The sequence below is a fragment of the Bradyrhizobium elkanii WSM2783 genome, from assembly GCF_000472865.1.
GTDB lineage: Bacteria > Pseudomonadota > Alphaproteobacteria > Rhizobiales > Xanthobacteraceae > Bradyrhizobium > Bradyrhizobium elkanii_A.
This window is the reverse complement of the sequence record NZ_AXAP01000103.1, coordinates 1-20,748: the sequence shown is the minus strand read 5'-3', so window position 1 is coordinate 20,748 and position 20,748 is coordinate 1. Positions and strand designations below refer to the sequence as shown.

At 60.0% G+C, this 20,748-nt stretch carries 19 protein-coding genes and 4 pseudogenes; 19 read left to right on the top strand and 4 right to left on the bottom strand.

The annotated features are described in order from the left end of the window. The first annotated feature begins 101 nt into the window (after nt 1-101). From YY7_RS54925 to YY7_RS59320, 5 genes and pseudogenes are all read left to right on the top strand, one after another. Nucleotides 102-1,082, top strand: a pseudogene (locus YY7_RS54925) (alkene reductase). 15 nt (nt 1,083-1,097) lie between these two features. Then, nucleotides 1,098-2,078 carry an AAA family ATPase gene (locus YY7_RS59330; protein ID WP_245287634.1) on the top strand — a complete coding sequence of 327 codons (981 nt, stop codon included), beginning with the start codon at nt 1,098-1,100 and terminating at the stop codon, nt 2,076-2,078. Between the two features lie 182 nt (nt 2,079-2,260). Beyond that, nucleotides 2,261-3,447: pseudogene (locus tag YY7_RS54915) on the top strand (IS3 family transposase). Between the two features lie 7 nt (nt 3,448-3,454). Beyond that, nucleotides 3,455-3,931 carry a 5-methylcytosine restriction system specificity protein McrC gene (locus YY7_RS65360; RefSeq protein ID WP_433994569.1) on the top strand — a complete coding sequence of 159 codons (477 nt, stop codon included), beginning with the start codon at nt 3,455-3,457 and terminating at the stop codon, nt 3,929-3,931. Continuing rightward, a pseudogene (locus YY7_RS59320) lies at nt 3,871-4,716 on the top strand (McrC family protein); the annotation flags it as partial. The gene YY7_RS65360 and the pseudogene YY7_RS59320, both read left to right, overlap by 61 nt. Before the next feature lie 484 nt (nt 4,717-5,200). On the opposite strand, the pseudogene YY7_RS54905 reads toward YY7_RS59320, so the two are convergent. Beyond that, nucleotides 5,201-5,913: pseudogene (locus YY7_RS54905) on the bottom strand (DUF2130 domain-containing protein); the annotation flags it as partial. 310 nt (nt 5,914-6,223) lie between these two features. On the opposite strand from YY7_RS54905, the gene YY7_RS0143575 reads away from it, so the two are divergent. The 3 genes from YY7_RS0143575 to YY7_RS54895 all read left to right on the top strand — a co-directional run bounded on the left by YY7_RS0143575 (nt 6,224) and on the right by YY7_RS54895 (nt 8,657). Beyond that, on the top strand, nt 6,224-6,985 hold the full coding sequence (locus YY7_RS0143575; RefSeq protein WP_028168607.1) for a hypothetical protein: 762 nt from the start codon (nt 6,224-6,226) through the stop codon (nt 6,983-6,985). Nucleotides 6,986-7,309: 324 nt separating this feature from the next. Next, nucleotides 7,310-7,891 carry an alpha/beta fold hydrolase gene (locus YY7_RS54900; RefSeq protein ID WP_245287633.1) on the top strand — a complete coding sequence of 194 codons (582 nt, stop codon included), beginning with the start codon at nt 7,310-7,312 and terminating at the stop codon, nt 7,889-7,891. Nucleotides 7,892-8,378: 487 nt separating this feature from the next. Further along, entirely contained in the window at nt 8,379-8,657 is a 279-nt protein-coding gene (locus tag YY7_RS54895; RefSeq protein WP_028168606.1) for a hypothetical protein, read from the top strand. A gap of 510 nt (nt 8,658-9,167) precedes the next feature. On the opposite strand, the gene YY7_RS0143555 is transcribed toward YY7_RS54895, so the two are convergent. Together YY7_RS0143555 and YY7_RS62350 are read right to left on the bottom strand one after the other, a co-directional pair. Further along, entirely contained in the window at nt 9,168-9,617 is a 450-nt protein-coding gene (locus YY7_RS0143555) for a hypothetical protein (protein WP_028168605.1), read from the bottom strand. 623 nt (nt 9,618-10,240) lie between these two features. Continuing rightward, on the bottom strand, nt 10,241-10,402 hold the full coding sequence (locus YY7_RS62350) for a hypothetical protein (RefSeq protein ID WP_196237425.1): 162 nt from the start codon (nt 10,400-10,402) through the stop codon (nt 10,241-10,243). 898 nt (nt 10,403-11,300) lie between these two features. On the opposite strand from YY7_RS62350, the gene YY7_RS59315 reads away from it, so the two are divergent. The 7 genes from YY7_RS59315 to YY7_RS65350 all read left to right on the top strand — a co-directional run bounded on the left by YY7_RS59315 (nt 11,301) and on the right by YY7_RS65350 (nt 15,265). After that, nucleotides 11,301-11,585, top strand: a complete 285-nt coding sequence (locus tag YY7_RS59315; RefSeq protein ID WP_080664107.1) for a hypothetical protein — start codon at nt 11,301-11,303, stop codon at nt 11,583-11,585. Nucleotides 11,586-11,777: 192 nt separating this feature from the next. Continuing rightward, complete coding sequence (locus tag YY7_RS64605; RefSeq protein ID WP_283807048.1) at nt 11,778-11,906, top strand: hypothetical protein; 129 nt, start codon at nt 11,778-11,780, stop codon at nt 11,904-11,906. Between the two features lie 35 nt (nt 11,907-11,941). Then, entirely contained in the window at nt 11,942-12,379 is a 438-nt protein-coding gene (locus tag YY7_RS0143530) for an STAS/SEC14 domain-containing protein (RefSeq protein ID WP_028168603.1), read from the top strand. A 978-nt stretch (nt 12,380-13,357) separates the two neighbouring features. Beyond that, complete coding sequence (locus tag YY7_RS0143520; RefSeq protein ID WP_028168601.1) at nt 13,358-13,567, top strand: PRC-barrel domain-containing protein; 210 nt, start codon at nt 13,358-13,360, stop codon at nt 13,565-13,567. Nucleotides 13,568-13,779: 212 nt separating this feature from the next. Continuing rightward, on the top strand, nt 13,780-14,286 hold the full coding sequence (locus YY7_RS54890; RefSeq protein ID WP_051397248.1) for a hypothetical protein: 507 nt from the start codon (nt 13,780-13,782) through the stop codon (nt 14,284-14,286). Between the two features lie 587 nt (nt 14,287-14,873). Further along, nucleotides 14,874-15,068, top strand: coding sequence for a hypothetical protein (locus tag YY7_RS65355; RefSeq protein ID WP_028168600.1), 195 nt, complete (start codon nt 14,874-14,876; stop codon nt 15,066-15,068). Between the two features lie 38 nt (nt 15,069-15,106). Beyond that, entirely contained in the window at nt 15,107-15,265 is a 159-nt protein-coding gene (locus YY7_RS65350; protein ID WP_196237424.1) for a hypothetical protein, read from the top strand. 238 nt (nt 15,266-15,503) lie between these two features. Here YY7_RS65350 and YY7_RS62335 read toward each other — a convergent pair whose 3' ends face one another. Next, nucleotides 15,504-16,115: a hypothetical protein gene (locus YY7_RS62335; protein WP_196237423.1), complete on the bottom strand. Its 612-nt coding sequence runs from the start codon at nt 16,113-16,115 to the stop codon at nt 15,504-15,506. A 154-nt stretch (nt 16,116-16,269) separates the two neighbouring features. Between YY7_RS62335 and YY7_RS61290 the strand changes: the two genes are divergently transcribed. The 4 genes from YY7_RS61290 to YY7_RS0143470 all read left to right on the top strand — a co-directional run. After that, a complete protein-coding gene (locus YY7_RS61290; protein ID WP_028164300.1) occupies nt 16,270-16,497 on the top strand; it encodes a hypothetical protein in 228 nt (75 codons plus the stop codon). A gap of 12 nt (nt 16,498-16,509) precedes the next feature. Continuing rightward, the gene (locus tag YY7_RS0143480; protein ID WP_028164301.1) at nt 16,510-19,464 is read left to right on the top strand and encodes a formate dehydrogenase subunit alpha; all 2,955 of its coding nucleotides are present in this window, start codon (nt 16,510-16,512) and stop codon (nt 19,462-19,464) included. A 12-nt stretch (nt 19,465-19,476) separates the two neighbouring features. Further along, nucleotides 19,477-20,079 (top strand): formate dehydrogenase FDH3 subunit beta, encoded by a 603-nt coding sequence (gene fdh3B / locus YY7_RS0143475; RefSeq protein ID WP_028164302.1) that lies wholly within the window; start codon nt 19,477-19,479, stop codon nt 20,077-20,079. Next, the coding region (locus YY7_RS0143470) for a cytochrome b/b6 domain-containing protein (protein ID WP_433994568.1) at nt 19,973-20,748 on the top strand (776 nt) is incomplete at its 3' end. The genes fdh3B and YY7_RS0143470, both read left to right, overlap by 107 nt.

Here is a 20,748-nt window from a genome sequence, read left to right as displayed (position 1 = left end):
CATTGTTCCATCGACGCGGGTGGGATGGATTGCGGCCGTCAAGTCAACCGGCGCAGACACCAAGCAAGGTTTTCGTCGCGCCTGAACAGCCTCGGAAAGATATGGAAATGTCGACTTCCGACCTCTTCGCTCCCGGAAAGATCGGCGCTATCCCCGTTTCGAACCGCATCGCCATGGCCCCGCTCACCCGCTCGCGCGCCGACATGGACGGTGTCCAGACTCCGCTGGCCGCGGAATACTATCGCCAGCGCGCGTCGGCCGGCCTTATCATCGCCGAAGCCACGCAGATCACGCGTCAAGGCAGAGGATACGCCTATACTCCCGGCATTCACACCGAGCGCCACGCCGAAGTGTGACGGAAAGTAACGGAAGCTGTCCACGCCGCCGGCGGCCACATCGTGCTGCAGCTGTGGCACGTCGGGCGCATCTCTCACGTCAACTTGCAGGAAGGCGGTCAGGCGCCCGTCGCGCCGTCCGCGATCCAGGCCGGCGACACGACGTTCATCGAGAGCGGCCTGGTACGCCCCTCCATGCCGAGGGCGTTGCGTACCGACGAGATCCCAGGGTTGATCGAGGACTACCGTAACGCCGCGCGTAAGGCTAAGGCCGCTGGTTTCGACGGCGTTGAAGTTCATATGGCCAACAGCTATCTGCTCGACCAATTCATCCGCGACAGCACTAACCGACGTGATGATATCTACGGCGGCCCGGTCGAGAACCGCACACGGCTGCCGATCGAGGTCGCCACCGCGGTAGCTGAGATCTGGGGAGCCGACCGTGTTGGCGTTCGGCTCTCTCCGCTGACATGTTTCGCCGGCGACACTAATCTTGATGGCGATCCGCAACATACCTACGGGTTTCTGGTCGAAAGACTGGGTACGCTGGGGCTCGCTTACCTCCACTGCATCGAAGGACAGACCCGCGGCGACAACGCCAAGAACGCATTCGACTTTCAGGCGCTGCGGCGGGCGTTCGGCGGCCAATACATCGCGAACAACAGCTACGACCGGGCGCTGGCGATCGAGACGCAGATACGTCTCCAAGTAACTATACTCAACTTTGGCCGTTCCGCGCCAAAATGAAAAAAGGGCGACATCGTGATCGTGTCGTTTGGCAACAGCGCATTTGGCGCCGTTGCTGAGGTCACCGGGGACTATCAATACGTTCGCGGCGAGGATGGTCACTATAATCATCGCAGATCAGTTCGTTGGCTGCTGAAGCTCGCAGAGCCGCTTCCGCTCGATACCATCGTCGAGGGAAAGTTTACGATGCGAACCCTCTACCAGATAACGGAGAGCCGGCTTAACAAGGCTGCTCTGCGACGTCTCCTAGCTGCCGAGGAGCCCGTCCATACAGGGAGTGTCGATCAATTTGTCCTGATTATCGATGAGATAAATCGCGCTAATATCTCGAAAGTGCTCGGCGAATTGATTACGCTTATTGAGCCAGACAAACGGCTCGGTCAGCAGAATGCGCTCGAAGTGCTGCTTCCCTATTCTCGAAAGCCATTCGGAGTGCCAGACAATCTCCATATAATTGGAACAATGAATACCGCAGACCGCTCCATTGCACTTCTTGATACTGCGCTCCGACGACGTTTTAGGTTCGTTGAAGTTGAACCCGACCCAGCGCTTCTTCAAGAGGCGGCTGTTCGGACGGGCGTTCCCCTGATGCAAGTCTTGCAAACGTTGAACGACCGGATCGAGTATTTGATCGATCGTGAGCACAGGATAGGCCACGCGTTTTTTGTCGACTGCAACACACGTTATGACGTCGACGGTGCAATGCGCGACAAAGTAATCCCGCTCGTCCAGGAGTATTTCTTCGAGGATTGGAGCCGCGTCGCTGCAGTTTTGGGCGAGCAAACGGAGCCACCTAGACCGAGTCGTAGGGGACATTTCCTCGAATGCAGGCGCCTCAAAGATCCCACGGTTGATGGCGGCCCCGATCGCGTGAGTTGGTCTGTGGGTCGAGATGACGCCAACGGACGTTTCGCGCAGGACGCATACGATCGCCTCATTAACACAAGTGTCCCGGAAGAAGACTCGACCGCTCTGAAAGACGATGCCGAGCAATGAAGTACCTCGCGGTACATGAATGGGCGCGGGTCAATGTAGGGGAGGACCCGTCCAGACTTACGCGAGCAGATGCCAATCGGCTCATTGCAGCAGCTGTGGCACACAGTTTGGGCGGAGACTGACCTGCCACTGCGTATTTCCTCCAGATGGAGTTAGAGTCCGGCCCGCAGAAGGACGGACAGATGAAGCGAGCAAGGTTTTCGGAAGAGCAGATTATCGCAGTGTTGAAGGAGCATGAGGCTGGGGCGAAGACGGCTGACCTTGCTCGCAAGCATGAGATTTTCCGAGGCGACGATCTACAATTGGAAGGCCAAATTTGGCGGTATGGATGTCTCCGAGGCCAAGCGGCTGAGGGGCTTGGAAGAGGAGAACGCGAAGCTAAAGAAGCTTCTGGCCGAGCAGATGCTCGATGCGGCCGCCCTTCGCGAGCTTCTTTCAAAAAAATGGTAGGGCCCGCCGCCAAGCGCGCTGCGGTCGCGCATCTGCAGGCCGTCATGAGCCTGTCGGAACGGCGGGCCTGCTCGATCGTGAGCGCGGATCGGAAGATGATCCGCTATCGGTCCAGCCGCCCTCCAGAGGCAGAGCTGCGAGGCCGGCTGCGAGATCTCGCCAACGAGCGGCGGCGTTTCGGCTACCGCCGGCTGTTCGTCCTGCTGCGGCGGGAGGGCGAGCCGTCGGGGATCAACCGGATCTACCGGCTTTATCGCGAGGAGGAACTCGCCGTCCGCAAGCGACGGGCTCGGCGCAAGGCTGTGCGGACCCGGGCCCCGATCCTGGTGGAGGCCAGGCCCAACGCGCGCTGGTCGCTGGACTTTGTCCACGACCAGTTCGCCAATGGCCGGCGCTTCCGCATCCTCAACATTGTCGACGACGTCACCAAAGAATGCCTGGGCGCCATTCCGGAGACGTCGATCTCGGGGCGGCGGGTGGCCCGTAACTCACGACAATCGTCGAACGACGTGGCAAGCCAGGAATGATCGTGTCCGACCATGGCACCGAATTCACCTGCAATGCCATGCTCGCCTGGAGCAAGGATGCCGTCATCGACTGGCACTTCATCGCGCCCGGCAAGCCGATGCAGAACGGCTTCATCGAGAGCTTCAATGGCCGAATGCGCGATGAGCTGCTCAACGAGACCCTGTTCTTCGATCTCGACGACGCCCGCGCCAAGATCGCCAACTGGATCGCTGACTACAATCTCCGGCGACCTCACTCATCGTTGAAATACCTAACCCCCGCGGCCTATGCCGCCAACCTCACCGCAACGGACGATCGGCTACGCAACCCCGACCAGCTCCGCCGATCGTCCGTTGCTCCACCCGCGCCACTTGGTGTACAAAACTCCGAGACTCTAACCGCCGCTGGATGAAAACGCAGTGGCAGGTCAAGACGAAGGAACGAGTATTATTTCTGATCACCATCGTTATGTTCGGGTTGGCCAGTGTGTCGGGGTGCTGGCATCTACCGACGTCACTTTGGAGATACTGCCCAAGGTAGACCCTGCTGCACCGGATCTTCAGCCTGGCAGTGTTAGAGCTCAGCTGGTCCGGATGCTCGATGCTGCTTGGGAGCGCGGTCTTTCGGAGGGAGAGATTGCGCCACTCGCGCGTCAGAATACCAACCTTCTCGATTGTCTGATTCGAATCTTTGCCGATCGTCTTCTTGCGCAAATCCGTCAGGGGCTCCCGCAAGCTTATCGCGAAAAAGCACGCGATGTCGCTGTAATGCGCGGGCGTTTGGATGTAGTCCGACAGTTCACGATCCATACCGTGAGACCGGATCGCGTCTTGCGTGTCGGTTCGATGAGCTTTCCGCCGATACTGCACTCGCGCAGATCATGCGCGCGTGCGTAGTGTTCTTGTCGCGGCTGGCTCGTACGCAAGAAACGCATCGTCGCCGGTTTGAACTCAGAATTCTGATGGGCGAGGTCTCGGATGCGCCTTTAGGTCGCCTTCCATGGGCGTCGGTCAAAATCGACCGCTCGAATCGTCGCTGGAGAACACTTTACGATTTGAGCAGGTTACTGCTCGTAAGAGATTGGCAAGCGACCCACTACGATGCGGAAAGTTCACGAAAAGGCTTCAGTTTGCTTTTCCCCATGAACGAACTGTTTGAGGCCACGATTGCAGCCGCGTTGCGAAAAGCCTTGTCGACCTATGACATCGACGTCGTTACCCAAGGCGGTTTTCGATATTGTCTCGGAGAGTGGCTGCCGAACAGTCCCTGCAGCGGCAATTTATTCCGGACAAGACCGGACGTCATTATTCGTTCGCGTGGAAAGGTGGTTGTAGTCGTTGATACCAAATGGAAATGCTTACGCGATGACGCTGATGAAAGTAAGCGCGGGATTTCGCAATCAGACGTCTATCAGTTAATGGCGTATGCTCAGCTTTACAACTGCGATCGTTTGCTAATGTTGTACCCGCATCATGCGGGTCTTAGCACAGCGGGCGTGCAAGCCAATTATGGTATAGCCGTGCCGGGCAAGCTACGATCAGATCAATTGCAAATTGCCACGGTAGACGTTGGTCAGGAAAGTGCGGCTGTATCGGCCGCATTACGCCAGATTGTACTCGACACGGTCGGGGCCGACAGAAAGCTTGATCGAGGCGAACGTCTGCTCAAGTCGCCAATTTAGATGTCTTTACGACGCCTGCCGCTCCTGTACGTAGATGTCCGAAGGCTAAGAGAGCGCGACCAGGCGAATGCTTCCCCGCAGTCGGCCGCGATGAGGTTCAAGCCAAAAGAAGGCAGCCGAACAACTGATAGGCAAATACGCAAAAGCTTATCGGTGCGCGACTGGATAGGATTTGAGAGTTTTCTTATCAGTTATCAATTGGATGGCTCAGTCCGACATAGACGCGGCTACAAGAAAGTTCTCAAGTCGAGTGACTTCTGGAAAATCAATCTTGTGAATGAGCCTTGTGATCGCAATCGCGGCACCACAATCCGTTTAAGAGGTCTCATCATGAATACAAGACACGCAAAAGACACCAACAAACAAATGCTCTCAGCAGCCCTTGCGCGAGATAAGTCTCGAGCAAGGGCATGTCTCGCCGCAAATGAAGTCAGAGCGCAGGTTGCTAAGGCCCGCGTCTAAAGAAAAGGAGGCTCGGTCAATTTCACCCTGCTTTTCTTTGCGAAGCAGTCGTATCTTCCAGTAATGAAATATCTAAGCTGGAGATTTCCGGCATGGCCTTGCCGGCGATCGCTTGCAGATTCCGACCATGCCGACGGTGGAGTCGAGCACGGACAAAATCTGTGTCTCTCGTTTGGCCCACTGACGCCCCATGAACTTGCGTTCTTTGTCGAGATCATCTCGCATATCATTGAATTTCTCGATGACAGCATCCACGCGCTGTCGAAACTTGGCGCCGGTCAAATAATGATAGACCTGCTCCATTTTTGTCTGCTGTCCTTGCTGGACGAGTCTTGAGCTGCTCAGGTCAATAAGGCACTGGCGTAGGGCCACGGCGACCGGAAGGGCACAGCGAGGATGAGCGACCCAGACGCCGTCAATCAGGTCAAACTGCTCGACGTGCTTGGGCAGGGCTTGAGAAATGATTAGGGCCACATCAGCACTGGAACGACGCTGGTCATCTCGCAATTTAGCGAGCCATCCGTCACTCCACGCTTTGGTGCGCTTGGTCTCCCATAAGATGATGCCGGCAGGCTGGCCTATTGCTCCGTTCACCTGCTGCATAACGTCTGCACCAAGCTCACCCTTGCCGATTGGGTCGATGGAATCGGTCGGAAAGCGCCCGCGCAGAAGCTCCTCAAGCTCGAGCTCTAGAACCTCGCCTTGTGACTGCTGCGATCCTTGCTCGGCTTGAGATAGCCCTTCCAGTAGGGTCGGGACGCCGGCACCGAATAACTCCAACGCAACAGGGTTACAAAAGCCAAGCCGGGGAGCTAAGGACCGCGGATTCAACGGACGGAAGGAGCGGAGGTTTCAGAGGGCCTCTGTTCCAGATATCTCCACTGGTTCGTTTCCACGTCTGCTCGACAGGCTGCTGGGCCCTGGATTCGGGCCCTGATGTCACCTCCGGCCCGAATGAATTCACCGCCTGCCGGATTTGAGTCGCATTGCGACCTAGGTCACGGCCAAAGGTCGCACTTGGGTGGGGCGCAAACCGGAGTTTTCCATGTCCGGTCATGTGCGATTTTGCTTGATCGCTTTTGTGCTTTTTGCAGGTCTCTCGACCTCGCCTGCGTCTTCGAATCCTTTCCCCGCCTTGTTCAATGCCGCTCCCGCCGAAGCCACCGCGTCCGCCTCTGCGGACGGGAAGTGCTTGCCGCGCCCCGGCAAGCCGATGGCCGCCGGCCAGCACTGGGTCTATCGGTTGGAGGGCCGCCGCAGATGCTGGTGCCAGGTCGCCGAAGGGATCGCGACGGTGAAGAAGCCGGTTCGTCATCGCGCCGCGAAACATCGTGTCGCCGCCGCCGAGGCGAACGAGACGGCAGGGCGCAACCGCAAGGCGCTGGTGGATGCCCATGCAGTGCTGCCGCGCCTCGCAGCCGCGGAAACCTCTCAGCTGACTCCGCCCCCCCCCCCCGCGCCAGCGCTCAAGATGGTCGATGCCGGTCCTATCCTCGCTACGGCGACCGGTAACCTCGCGCCGCCGACACTCTTTATCGACCGCGCGGACGACCAGTTCACGCCCGAGCACCCAACGCCGCGTCTCGTCGAGGTGGAGACACTTCTGATGGCCGCTCCGGCCGCGAGTGACGTCGTTGCGGCCTCCGCGCCTTCGGCGTGGCCGGTCGCCTTTCCCGCTACCAAGCCTGGTGATGACGGGCCGGGGTGGACCTGGCTCGGCGTTCTGCTGATGGCTCTAGGTCTCGTCTCTGTCCTAAGCTCAAGCCGCCCCGTCGTGCACGGCGCGCTGCTGCACCAGCCGAAGTGATCTTTCGCTTCGCCAAAGCGAGCTACCGGTCAAAACGCGATTCCTCATTAAAAGCGTAGACGTCAGTTTCTGATGGACAAGCGGGATACATTACGATCAGTCAGAGCATTTCCGCTCGTGATCCGAGGCGACTGTCCCCAAGCTCGCAGCTTTTGAACTACGACGACCGGGACCGCCGGCAAAGTGGCCAATGCGACTGGCAGGGGCCCCTAGTGGTGGCGCGCACTGAGCGTGAGTGGTGGAGCGGGAACGAAGCCATCAAGGCGCGGTTGTCCCGCCGATTCGAAGTACCCCGCCAGCGCGGACCATCTAAGGATCGACCCGATGTCCACAACTGAAACCGTGCTGCTGATCGGTACGCTGGTGGCGATCGCGCTGGCGCTGCAAAGCGACTATGCCGTGAGGGGGCTCGTGCTGGCGTCCGGCTACTACTTTCCGACCTTTCGGATGGACTTTTGGCTCATGTCAGGTCCGGCCCTGCCACTGCTCGGCGATCTGATGCGCTACACCATCTCGCCGATCATATCCTGGGCCATTATGCCCAAGCTTATTCGCACGCTGTTCGCGCCGCGTGCCGTTCCGCCGGAATTCAAGAACGAATTTCCGATCTCGTTGTCTCTCCGGCCCCAGCAATTGCGGGTGGCCGCCGAGGAGAGCGCGTTTCTTCTTCCAGCTGCCGCGCAGTTGCCGCTTCAATATCGAGGCCTCCGATGTCCCGTCAGGATCGTGCATGGAAAGAGTGACCAGCTCATCGAAGCCGACCAATCGGGCCGCCTGCACAAGGCGTTGCCCCCCTCCCTGCTACATCTGGTCGAGGATGCCGGTCACATGGTGACCTATGCAGATACGCCTGGGATCGCGCATGCCGTGGCGGCGCTGGCGCTCACCACACCGATGAGGCCGTAACCTGGAGGCGAGGCCTCGGCGCAGATAATTCGGGGATGCCGATGGGTAAGTGTCAGCCTGTCCTGCTGTCATTGGAGTATTGCATCTATCAGTTTACCCAAAGCGCAGCGCCATCCGAGTCGCCCGGCCGCAAAACGCAGCGTCGGCGTTTACGGGCCGAAGGCGAAGAAACGCGCGGGACCGAGCGACGCCCGGCCGGAGATGCACCTATAGGCGCTAGAACCTGACCGGCCGCAAGTCATCCCCCTCGCTGAGGCTCCAGTGTCCGGCTCGGTCAGCGCCAGGTCCGAGAGGTTCGCTGCCCCCCGCGCCATGAACGGCTGGCCGTTCTTGCGCACCGCGCCGTGCGCTCCCGGCTAACCGCCTCGAAGTCATCTGCCATGAAGATCTCGATACGCTGGCAGCGCCGCACGTCTTCCCGTTCGTCGCCGCATCGCTCGCGGCATCGAGGGAGCGCTATAGCAAGAGCGTCGGTGAAGCCCGGTTAATGATCGGCAACGCCATCCGTATGATGTGCCGATCACCGAAATCGCGCGCGGGCTATCACTTCGCTGCGGCCATCGGATTGCGGTCATCGCTCGAAGGCTTGGCGCCCGAGATACCGGACTGGGCGCTCGATCAGCACACGTTGAAGGGCAGGGCGATGGCGCGCGGTCTCGATCACTTCCGCACCGAAGGCGCAAAGCTGATACCGCCGCCGACAGCTGATGACCCTTACGAGGGCGAAGCCTATCGGTTGTGGGCGCTCAAGCAGCAGGGCAAGTGAGACGCGCTGACTGGTAACGCCGGGAAAATTACCAAATTCGGTGCTTTTATTCCTCGACCGAGCGTTGGCTTTTCAAGTCCAAAAATTGGGACTTGCCCGCGCTGCGAGGTCGCGCCGGGAAACTGTCCAATTTCGGACGCTTTACGATCATTCGCTCCAAGTCCCCGGTACCATCCAGACGCAACTGGACGGTCCGTTCAGGTCGCCACCAGCGTCCTTTCCGTACTTCACCAACAAGCCGTCCCGTCTCGTGCAGACTTCGATAGCGTAGACCATGATGCTGATCCTTTCCGAGCTGGTACATTCTCTTCAAAGGACCTAAGTCCGAGGTGGTGGACACTTTTTCTGAATTGCACGGAAGCAACTCCAATCACGAAGTTCTGAGATGCCCGCACCGTGCTCGCCGACAGTCGCGCCCTCGCTGACGAGGTGATGGCCGAGATCAAGTTCTTGGCGTTTCGCCGGCAAGCGGGCGAAAGCGGGCAAGACATTGAGATCGCGAGGCTTGCGCTATAGCCCGTCATCCTGCCACGGCATCGTCGGCAGCGACGGCACCCGGCTCTGCATGAGGCGCGGTCGCTCGACCGTCATGGGCTTCGGCGGCGGTGGCTTCACCGGCTTCGGCTCCGGCGGCTTGCCAAAGGTTCGATGCGGCTTCACCTCACGCGCCAGTGCCGCCAGCCGCTTGGCCTCGACCTCATCAATGCTGCGCCAGCGGTTGCTCAGCGAGAACGTTTTGGTCAGGCGCTTGCCCGGCTCGATCTCGATCAGGCCGAGGCGGTCGAGCAGCTTCAATGATGGCGAAATCGACCTGTGCGCGATGTGGTGATCCAGAATGAAGTCAACGTAGCTCACGCTCGCGCTGCTACCGTCGCCGATGGTCCGCTCGATCGCAGCGAACACCTGCCGCGCGCTCCGTGGGAGCATCTGATAGGCCGGTGAATCATCCCGATCTGCCATGCCGCCTTCCCTCGATCATGGGTCTATAGCGGCAAATCGGTCAGCCGGACCGATTTGAGCTACGCGACCATCCACTGAGCCAGTACCGCCAGCGCGACCATGACGACCACCGCCACGACGAAGATTAGCGCCTCACGGTTCGTCATGTGCCACATCCCGTACCGCCAGGCCATGTTGGCTCCAGCATCGGGCAGTCACACAGCCACACCATATGCACCGCCCAATAGCCATAATCGGTGGCGTCCAAGGTTGGCAGCGCCAGCCAACCGAGGCGGAAATAGTCCGGCACGCGCGGCCAAACCACGAGACGGTGAAAGCTGCATCTCAAGCGCCTGTTGCCTTTCCGAACGTCCCGCCAGCGAGTTATCCCGATGAGGTGCACGAGGAGAGTATTCCCGTCTGCGCGCTGTTAGAAATGCCGGATCGTTATCGTTTTCATTCCACTCCGGGGCCCGCTCAGGGCGCGGGGAACCGCATCGCGCACCGCCCATTGTATACGAGCTGGTACAGAATTTACCGCGATGTGAGAAATTGCAAATATCTTCACACCGGGGCGTCGCGCGGTCCCGCATGTCCTCACGCTCTCCATAGGACCCGAGAAACCGATTGGGACGCGGTTGCCCCTAACTCCTGCCGTACTGGTCTTGATCGTGGGCCTGAAGAATGCGGACAAAATCGGCCATGCTGAATCGATCCCGATTGACGGCCATAGCCGCAACCTGAGTATTGGAGACGGGCTGGCTCGCTTGCCAAAACCGCATTAGAAGATCGGCGATGTTTTTCATGGCGTACTCTCGCAGCCAACTGTGGCGGTAGACACTAATTACTGGAGCGGCAACGCGCGGCTCGATCAAGGGGAAGGCCGGCGGGCGCTACGCCGCCGACCCTGTCCTGCAACTGCCGGCTCGCGGCCGGTTCCGTTGCCTTTCACTCCGCATTCATTAGGTAGCACCGAGCACTTGATTGACGCCATTGCGCGCGGGTATGAAGTGACCCTACCGAGGTACGCTCGGGCTAGTGAATGGGTGTAGGTCGACCAGACGTCGGTTTAATCCCAAGGGGGTGCACACAAAAAGAAAGGCCGCCTGCGTTGCCACAAGCGGCCCAAGTCCAGGGAGGAAACGCCCAAGGAGGGCAGCGATAGCGGGTCGCGGGGGGGAGCTGAGGGTCGCTACCGCATGCCCTTATCTAAGATGATCGCGATCGGCGGCTCAATTGAACGTAGGGCAACCTCAGGCATCTGAAGGGGCCACGGGCCGATACGAAGGTTTATGGCGCTCGCCCTTAAACGCGGAGATGTCAGCTTCTGACGCCGAAACGGAAATCTTAGGCGGTCCCAACCGCAGTAAGAGAGGCCGCCGCCGGCCGACGCACACGCGCCCTTCAACGCGGGCCACTCGGGAGAAGCCTTGACAGCAGGCGTTGGCGCGCCCCCATTGAGAACGTCCAGATTGGGATGATGGAACGCGAACGCGCCCGGACGCGCGATGGCCCCGTCGCATAGGCTTCGAGCACTGCGCAGATCGGGAAACGGCCGCCATCCACGGATCGGGCGCGGCCATTCGGAACCTCAAGTTTGAGACGATCGAGCATATAAACGAGATCAACCGCCATTCTGGGTCTCCTCTCAGGTCCTTACGTGCACTCCGAAATCGTTGCTCAACGCAACCAAAGGAGTGCATCATGTCTCATCATCTCGTTCGCAATCACAAGACTTCCCTGAAGGCTGTCTTAGCGGCCGTCGTGCTGTCCGCGCTTGCGGCTACACCGGTGTTCGCGCAGGCCGCTATCCAAGAGCCGGGCGCATTCGCATTCTATCATCCCGATCTCGACGTGCTGAACGGAGGTGCGCCAACCCCGGCCGCCAGGTTGAATTTAGAGGGATCCGCCGCCCTGCAAGCCTATGCCGCAAGAGAAAGTGGCATCGGCTCGGTAACTGTACAGCGACATCGATCCCACAGGCGATAAAAGAACCCGCCGGGCGACTCCGGCGGGTTCGATGCCCTGGCGAGAATTTGTTCAGACGATCAGGCAGCCATAACCAACCACGCGCCAAGTTAACTGCAGTCTAAGTGTGAATGGCTTCACACGCGGCTACTTTTTGGGGTTTAACGTTATCCTCCCATGCAAGGAATTTTATTTTAGTTAGGGAGTTCGATTATGGAAACTTCCAAACAACGCACACTCGTTTTTGCGGCTTTCGCAGTTTTGATAGCCGCAGTATTCTACCTGGCATTTGAAGGGGCGGGTGCCGACGCGCTTCTTGCAATTGCAACATTGGTGCAGTGACACGGCGCCGACCCAAAGCGGCATGAGGTTTAGGTTTGGAAGACGCTGCGCTGCTGGCGGTCTGGTTCTTCTTGCGCCCGGCGGAGCCACCGCTGCAAGGGGGAGCTGCAATGATCCAAACAGAGCTGATCTTTGATCGTGTGCTGAAGATCACCGTGCCCGAGAAGCTGAAGGCGGGGGACTTTCGGCAGCTTGCTCCGCAGATCGATTCCCTCCTCCAGCAGCAGGGCAACATAAGCTTGTTCGTTGACGCTTCGAATTTTGGCGGCTGGGAAGATATCGCTGCGTTCGAGAAGCACATCGGCTTCGTGAAAAATCACCACCAGAAAGTGGAGCGCATAGCCGTTATCGTTGGGCATAACTGGCAGTATTGGGTCATCGGCACCATGCGGCTATTTCTGCATCCCGAAGTGCGGACCTTTGACAGAGGCGAAGAACGTGAAGCCTTAGAGTGGATCACCGGGCAAGCCTGAGCGAGCCAGCTGGCTAGAAATCACGGGTGTCGAGTTCCCAGCGGGAGGTTGATATTCTCGCGGTACATCATCAAGGCAGCTACGTCGTGGTCGAGCTAAAGGTCTCGCGCGGTTATGATCGAGTGACCGGCCAACTCTTGCGTTATATGACAGCGGCGCCCGCCAGGACTCGGGCAGCGCCGCCAATGCCGGCTGTTAGCCACTAGACCGCATCAAAAAACGGGTCCAAGGACTGAGCCAATCGGTGCGCCATTTGCGTAGCAGTCGGCGTGGACTGCTTTTCGGGAGGCAGCGAGCCGAGAGAAATGACGGCCAGCCCAGTACAAGCGGCAAGAACGGCTGTCGCAATCGCAGCCAGATATTTAATCCTCATAGCGACGGTCCCCTTTATCGTCCCATGAACTAACCGGGCGCTCTCAGAAAAGGTTCCGAGTGCTATCCGTGTCCGTTTGGCCATAGTCTAAGACCGAGCCGACCGAATCCGGGATTCTCCGAATGGAACATCGCGTTGCTATCAAGGATCAAGAAACGGTACTAACACGGCGCAATGTCGCGGATAGCCAAAGGTCGCTAATAAAGACCCGCTGTTCTCAAACCAGCGCTCGCGCAGATAGCCAAAAGCGGCGGTTTCCGGTTCCATTCGGAATGGCCAGCCGTGCTCGCAAGCAGGAGAGCTAGGGCGCGTAGGTCTTCGCTGCTGGGCGCATTCTTGCCCCGAACGAGGCTTCGTTATGCCCAACCGGATTGACATAGACCACAAACACAGCCGCGCCATTGTTCGAGAGATCGGCGAGAGATTGCGTGCGTCGTTGAAACCGGAGCCGGAATTGCCAGCGAGCATTAGAACGCAAATCCACCGGCTCCGCGAATTGGAAGAGCAGTCACCATCGATCATTCCGGCGGCTGAGCGCTGGGACAGGCCTCGCCGCTGAACCGCTGTGGGACAGCACAGACGGCTCAGCCGAACATGGACGAGCAATGCCATCGGTGAAACGCCGTGCGTCAAGAATTTTGCGTGAGTACGGTGAGGCGCAATCCGAATTGATCGGCAAAACCATCGTCCTTACCGATGGAAAGGCAGGCACTGTTGAGAACGTATGGCTGGATGAATTGCACGGGCTTCGGATTTCGATCAAAGGTCATGATGGACGGTGGCCGGTCTCAACCATCAAGCTCGTGGAGAATTAGACCATCGGCTGCGCGCTGCCCAGCGCGCGCCCTGCTTTCCAGATCATTCCAGAAGGCGTGAAATACGAGCGGCGCGGTGCCAGTTCCCGAGCCCAGGGAGCATCCCCTGAGAGCGCGCGGGATTCCCCATGGAACCGCCAAGCGGCAACCCGACGGCAGGGACGAATGAAACTATTTGAACTGTCGGGCTTTGGGTTTGCGGAGGGAAGATCGTGAACAGAATCCTGAAATTCCTCACTTACCTCATCGCCGTGGTGTACTTCGTGGTGGACGTGGTCTTCATGGCCGTGGCGAAGCCGGTGTCCGACTGGATTGCCAGACACGTGATGTTGCGCAGATTGCGGGCTTGGATCAGGTCGCTACCGCCATATTCCTCGCTGGCGTTGTTTTCCGTGCCGGTGATTATCCTGGAGCCGGTTAAACCTGTGGCGGCTTACCTCGCCGCAACTGGCCAAATCCTGGGCAGCGCCCTGACATTGATTGTCGGCGAGCTTCTCAAACTCGTGGAGCGCCTGTTCAGGCTCACGCGCGACAAGCTGATGAAGATCCCCGCATTCGCGTGGGCCCATGGCAAATTCCGACAAGTCAAAGCATGGCTTGAGGCCACGGCGGCCTGGAAGACCATGCGGGCATTGAGCCGGGCGGCGCGCGATTACGTCGCGCATCTCAGACCGCGCTTTCGCGGACTGACCGAGGGCGGTTCCAGCCATGGTGCGTGAGGTATAGCCGGGAACGCGAGGTGACGAGGCGACCAATGGCTCTGTCGCTTATGGCGCAAAGGTATCGGTGCTTGCTCACCTTTCGTTCAGCTCACCACCGGACGCACATGTTCCAAGACGGCCCCGCGATGCAACTCGAACGCCGCTGTCTCGGCGAGAACGACGGCCTCGACGTACCGGCAACGCAGCGGCAAATCGGATTGAAGGAAGTGCTTCCGAAGCGCGCGATCGCCATTCATCAAACTGGCTTGCGAAGGCCTCGATCGGTCGTCCGCGTTGCTCTCACACGACGCCCTCCAAGTTAGCCAACATGGCCGCAAACTCGATAATCGCGCTCCTCGCAACTTCCGAAACATGGAGCGGATCGGAAGGATTGCATCCCTGGCGAATTCCGTTAGTGCTATTACTTTGACCAGTGTCGCACTGAGGGAGGCATCGATGTCTGGCAAATCGCGATACGGCGGCAGTTTCGGCAGCGGTAGCAGACATTACACGACCGACACCGCGGCCGAAGAAACCAGAAGTACAGCGGCAACGGTCCGGCACTACGGAAGGTCTGTGCGCGCTTCGTCGAACTCTGCCGTGAGATGGGTCTTCTCACGACCACGAGCGTTGCCATCGATGGCAGCAAGTTCAAGGCGGTGAACAACCGGGACAAGAACTTCACAAAGGCGAAGGTGGAACGGCGGCGCGCTCAGCTTGAGGAGAGCGTCGCGCGCTATCTAAGCCAACTTGACACCGCCGACCGGCAGGAGCCGACTGAGGCGCTGGCGCGAAAGTAACAAGGCTTACCGAAAAGCTGACGAAGCTGAAGGAGGAAATGGGCAAGCTTGCCGTTTACGAGAAGCAGATGCTCGCTTCACCCGACCAGCAAATCTCCATGACCGATCCCGATAGCCGCTCGACGGCCACGAGCGGCCGTGGCTCCGGCCTTGTCGGCTACAACGTGCAGGTCGCCGTCGACACGAACATCATCTGATTGTGGCGCACGAAGTGACGAACAGCGGTTCGGATCGGGCACAACTTGCCAATATGGCCAACAGGCGAAGCTGTTCTAAAGACCGAGACGCTCGAAGCTGTAGCCGATCGCGGCTACTTCAACAGCCCGGAGATCCTCGCGTGCCACGAAGCAGGCATCATGGTAACTCTGCCCAAGCCGGAAGCCATCGCCCTGAAGCACCCGCGTTATGAATCCGAGGAAATTCCACCTAGCGTATTCAGTATGCGAATAGCCGTTTCTTGTCGCGTTTCTGCTGCGTCGCGTCAGTGTAGGTCGAGCGCTCCGGAATCAGGCGCGCGGTGCGCGCGGTCGCGGCAAAATAGGCTTTCACCCGCCATGCCGTTCCGTCGAAGAAATAACGCTGGACGGACCGTCGGCCGTTGCCGGTAATTTTTTGCGCCGTTTGGTCAGCGGTTGGCGCCGCATTCGGGAGCTGCGCTGGAGCGGCGCACTGCTGCTGTGACGCCGACGGCACGGGCTGTTCGCTTTCAGACGTGAGCTCCACGAGGCTGACGAAGGTGACGCGACCTCGGTCGTCGAAGCCATAGAGCAGGCGGGTAAATGAACTGTCCCGACGCGCAAAAGCTTCGGCGGTCCGGTTGCTTGGGCCGCAGCCCGCGCGGACGATCTTCGGGCGTCCGGCCGAGCAGAGGATTGTCGATGGGACGCCCGTTCGGCGCCACGGCTCGCACACGCAGTTCGATGCTCTCGTGGGACTCCGTGCGCAGCTTCGCGACGTCGTCGAAGTAGATGATCGAAGTGTCTTTCGTTGAGGGAAACGGACAAGCAAGAGAGCAGCGTTCAAGTTTTTTCGATCGGCCGCAAACATGCCAATGTGATCGTGCGAATGTGAAAGGGGGTGCTAGTAAACAGCACCTGAAATCCGGTAACTGTTAAGGTCGGGCGAGGTGCCGGTCACAATTAGAGTCCGGCATCGCGGAGTACGCTAACGAGTAGCGAACCTGGTTTAGGAGCGCGCCGCGATGAAGGAAAATCCTGAGAAGGAAAATCCTAAGCGAAAAATTCCTCGGCGTGATTTGCTTCGTCTGACCATCGCCGGCAGCAGCGTGGCCGCCGTCGGCGCATTGCTGCCGCGGCAGGTGCCCGCACAATCGGTCAATCTGAAGGACAAGCGCAGAGCGCGCTATCAGCCAAATTCCGCCGAGGTTCGAGACTTCTACCGGGTCAACAGCTATCCCGGCGCTCGATAGAGGGAGGCGTTCGTGCTGATCAGGAAGGCGGATCGTCGCCAGGGAAGTGCAAAGCCTGTTCTCGCCGAAGGAGGCAGGCCAGGCGGCGGATTGGATCGTCGCACGTTTCTGAAGCGTTCGGGCATCGCTGCCGGCACGCTGGCGGCGCTCGGCGAATTCACGCTGAATGGCGTGCGTAAGGTGGAGGCCGGCCCGCCGGCTCCTCCCGGTGCGCCCGTCGCGACCCGCAAGAATGTCTGCACCCACTGTTCGGTCGGCTGCTCTGTCATCGCCAAGGTCGCCAATGGCGTGTGGATCGGGCAGGAGCCGGACTATGACAGCCCGATCAATCGCGGCTCGCATTGCTGCAAGGGCGCCGCGGTCCGCGACGACGTCCTGAGCGAGCGCCGCCTGCGCTATCCCGTCAAGCTCGTCAACGGCCAGTGGACGCGGATCTCCTGGGAGACCGCGATCAATGAGATCGGCGACAAGCTGATGGAGATCCGCCAGAAGGCGGGCCCCGATTCGGTCTATTGGCTCGGCTCGGCCAAGTTCACCAACGAGGCCGCCTATCTTAACCGCAAGTTTGCGGCGTTCTGGGGTACCAACAATTCCGACCATCAGGCCCGCATCTGCCATTCGACGACGGTCACCGGCGTAGCCAATACCTGGGGCTACGGCGCGATGACCAACAGCTACAACGACATCCGTAACTCCCGGACCATCCTGCTGATGGGCGGAAATCCGGCGGAGGCGCATCCGGTCTCGCTGCAGCACATCCTCGAGGGCAAGGAGCTCAACCGCGCCAACATGATCGTGGTCGATCCAAGGATGACGCGGACGGCGGCGCATGCGACCGAATATGTCCGAGTCCGCCCGGGCACCCACATCGCTACCATCTACGGCATGCTGTGGCACATTTTCGAGAATGGCTGGGAGGACAAGGAATTCATCAGCCAGCGCGTCTACGGCGTGGATGATATCCGCAAGGCGGCGGCGAAGTGGAATCCGAAGGAAGTCGAGCGCGTCACCGGCCTGCCGGAGGCGCAGGTCAAGCATATCGCTGAATTGTTCGCCAAGCAGAAGCCGGCGACGCTGATCTGGGCGATGGGCCAGACCCAGTTCGCCACCGGAACCGCCAATGTCCGCGCCAGTTGCCTGTTGCTGCTCGCCACTGGCAATGTCGGCATGGCCGGCGGCGGCGCCAACATCTTCCGCGGCCACACCAACGTGCAGGGCGCGACCGATCTCGGGCTCGATGTCACGACCCTGCCGCTCTATTACGGTCTCGCCGAGGAGGCCTGGCGGCACTGGTGCCGGGTGTGGGAAGTCGATTACGAGTGGATGAAGTCGCGCTTCCCGAGCAAGCAGTTGATGGAAACGCCGGGCATTCCAAGCACGCGCTGGTTCGACGCGACCCTGCTGCCGAAGGACCAGATCAACCAGCCTAATCCGGTGCAGGCCATGTTCGTCATGGGGCATGGTGTCAATACCATCACCCGGATGCCGGAAGCGGTGCGCGGCATCGAGAAGCTCGAACTCCTGGTGGTCTGCGATCCCTATCCGACGGCGTGGTCGGTGGTCTCCGAGCGCAAGAACGGCACCTATCTGCTGCCGGCCTGTACCAGCTTCGAGATGGACGGCTCGCGCACCGCCTCCAACCGCTCGCTGCAATGGGGCGAGAAGATCGTCGAGCCGGTCTTCGAATCCAAGAACGACTACGACGTGATGTATATGCTCGCCAAGAAGCTCGGCTTTGCCGACCCGATGTTCAAGAACATCAAGGTCGAGAACGGCTCGGTGTCGGCGGAGGACATCCTGCGCGAGATCAACCGCGGCGGCTGGTCGACCGGCTATTGCGGGCAGTCGCCGGAGCGGCTGAAGGCGCATATGAGGAACCAGCATAAGTTCGACCTGGTCACGCTGCGGGCACCGAAGGATGATCCGGAAGTCGGCGGCGACTATTACGGTCTGCCATGGCCGTGCTGGGGCACGCCGGAGTTCAAGCATCCCGGCACGCCGATCCTCTACAACACCAATCTTTCGGTGAAGGACGGCGGCGGCACCTTCCGCGCCCGGTTCGGCGTCGAGCGCGTCGTCAGGCGCAAGGTGATGGAGAACGGGCAGGAGGTCGAGCGGGAGGTTCATGAGAATCTTCTCGCCGAGGGCTCCTATTCGGTCGGCTCCGCAATCAGGGACGGTTATCCGGAGTTCACGCTGGGCGTGCTGAAAAAGCTCGGCTGGGACAACGAGCTGACGCCGCAGGAGATGGAGATCATCCAGCGCGTCAATTCGGCCGACCCTGACAAGGTGTCCTGGTCGCTGGATCTGTCCGGCGGCATCCAGCGGGTCGCGATCGAGCACGGCTGCTCGCCTTACGGCAACGGCAAGGCGCGCATGATCGCCTGGAATCTGCCCGATCCGATTCCGGTCTATCGCGAGCCGATCTATACGCCGCGTCCGGACCTCGTCGCCGACTATCCGACCTTGCCAGATGCCAAGCAGTTCCGCATGCCGAATATCGGCTTCTCGGTGCAGAAGGCGGCCGTCGATCGCGGCATCTCAAAACAGTTCCCGCTGATCCTGAGCTCGGGCCGGCTGGTGGAATATGAAGGCGGCGGCGAGGAGACGCGCTCCAACAAGTGGCTCGCCGAGCTGAAGCAGTTCATGTACGTCGAGATCAACCCGGCCGACGCCGCCGAGCGCGGCATCAAGGACGGCGGCTGGGTGTGGGTGACGGGCGCCGAGAACAGTTCGCGGACCCGCGTCAAGGCGATGGTCACCGAGCGCGTCGGCAAGGGCGTCGCCTGGATGCCGTACCATTTCGCCGGCTTTTTCGAGGGCGAGGACCTCCGCGCCAGATATCCGAAGGGCGCCGATCCGATCGTGCTTGGCGAAAGCGTGAATACGCTGACGACCTATGGCTACGACCCTGCAACCGGCATGCAGGAGCCGAAGGCGACGCTTTGCCAGATCAGGGCCGCGTAAGGGGAAGAGACGATGGCACGCATGAAATTCCTTTGTGACGCGGACCGCTGCATCGACTGCAACGCCTGTGTCACCGCGTGCAAGAACGAGAACGAGGTGCCCTGGGGCATCAACCGCCGCCGCGTCGTCACCATCAATGACGGCAAGCCGGGCGAGCGTTCGGTCTCGATGGCCTGCATGCATTGCACGGACCCGCCTTGCGCGTCGGTCTGTCCGGTGAACTGCATCTTCCCGACCGAGGACGGCGTTGTCTTGCACAACAAGGATCAGTGCATCGGTTGCGGCTATTGCTTCTACGCCTGCCCGTTTGGCGCGCCGCAATATCCGCAAGTCGGTAATTTCGGTACCCGCGGCAAGATGGACAAATGCACCTATTGCGCCGGCGGCGGCGGACCAGAGGCACCAGGGAGCGCGGCGGAATTCGCCAAATACGGCTCGAACCGGTTCGGCGAAGGCAAATTGCCGATGTGCGCGGAGATGTGCTCGACCAAGTCGCTGCTCGCCGGCGATGGCGACATCATCGCTCAGATCTATGGCGAGCGGGTGCGCAAGCGCGGCTATGGTTCCGGTGCCTGGGGCTGGACCACGGCGTACCACGAGGACGTCGGGGTCTGAGCGGACAGGCTCAGGCGGCCCGCGATGGGCGCGGGATGAGAACAGGGTAACGGTCATGACGTTTCTCGCACGCTTTCGTCTGGCGACCTTCGTCCTGGCGCTGCTTGCGATATCAGCGGCGGCGCCCGTGTTCGCACAAGAGCGCGGTCCCGATGGCGCACCCAATCCGACCGCAAGCGTCACCAGCCAGCACGAATTGCTGCAGCAGATGCCGCGCATCACCGGCCGCATCGACATTCCCGACACCAGGGCCAGCGTACTGATCCAGCCGGCGGGCCGGACCTGGGAATATTTCCACCAGGTCCTGCTGCGCTGGGGCGGTGCGATTGTGATCCTTGGCACGGTCCTGCTGCTGGCGATCGCCTATCTGATCCTCGGACGGCTCCCGATCTCAGCCGGGCGCTCGGGGCAGAAAGTGGTCCGCTTCGAGGCGTTCGAGCGCTTCGCGCATTGGCTGACGGCGGCCTCCTTTGTCATCCTCGGACTGACCGGATTGAACATCACGTTCGGCAAGGCNCTGCTGCTGCCGCTCGTTGGGCCGGACATGTTCGCCGCCATCTCGGAGGTCGCGAAGTACATCCACAACTTCACGAGCTTTGCCTTCGTGGCGGGCCTTCTCCTGATCATGGTGATCTTCTTCAGGGACAATCTCCTGGAGAAGGTGGATAT

Bases quoted from the DNA above. Each gene is read 5' to 3' on its own strand.
- YY7_RS0143575 (WP_028168607.1), top strand. From the start codon at position 6,224: ATGTCCGGTCATGTGCGATTTTGCTTGATCGCTTTTGTGCTTTTTGCA.
- YY7_RS54900 (WP_245287633.1), top strand. From the start codon at position 7,310: ATGTCCACAACTGAAACCGTGCTGCTGATCGGTACGCTGGTGGCGATC.
- YY7_RS54895 (WP_028168606.1), top strand. From the start codon at position 8,379: ATGATCGGCAACGCCATCCGTATGATGTGCCGATCACCGAAATCGCGC.
- YY7_RS0143555 (WP_028168605.1), bottom strand. From the start codon at position 9,617: ATGGCAGATCGGGATGATTCACCGGCCTATCAGATGCTCCCACGGAGC.
- YY7_RS62350 (WP_196237425.1), bottom strand. From the start codon at position 10,402: ATGAAAAACATCGCCGATCTTCTAATGCGGTTTTGGCAAGCGAGCCAG.
- YY7_RS59315 (WP_080664107.1), top strand. From the start codon at position 11,301: ATGTCTCATCATCTCGTTCGCAATCACAAGACTTCCCTGAAGGCTGTC.
- YY7_RS64605 (WP_283807048.1), top strand. From the start codon at position 11,778: ATGGAAACTTCCAAACAACGCACACTCGTTTTTGCGGCTTTCGCAGTT.
- YY7_RS0143520 (WP_028168601.1), top strand. From the start codon at position 13,358: ATGCCATCGGTGAAACGCCGTGCGTCAAGAATTTTGCGTGAGTACGGT.
- YY7_RS65355 (WP_028168600.1), top strand. From the start codon at position 14,874: ATGGGTCTTCTCACGACCACGAGCGTTGCCATCGATGGCAGCAAGTTC.
- YY7_RS65350 (WP_196237424.1), top strand. From the start codon at position 15,107: ATGGGCAAGCTTGCCGTTTACGAGAAGCAGATGCTCGCTTCACCCGAC.
- YY7_RS62335 (WP_196237423.1), bottom strand. From the start codon at position 16,115: ATGTTTGCGGCCGATCGAAAAAACTTGAACGCTGCTCTCTTGCTTGTC.
- YY7_RS61290 (WP_028164300.1), top strand. From the start codon at position 16,270: ATGAAGGAAAATCCTGAGAAGGAAAATCCTAAGCGAAAAATTCCTCGG.
- fdh3B (WP_028164302.1), top strand. From the start codon at position 19,477: ATGGCACGCATGAAATTCCTTTGTGACGCGGACCGCTGCATCGACTGC.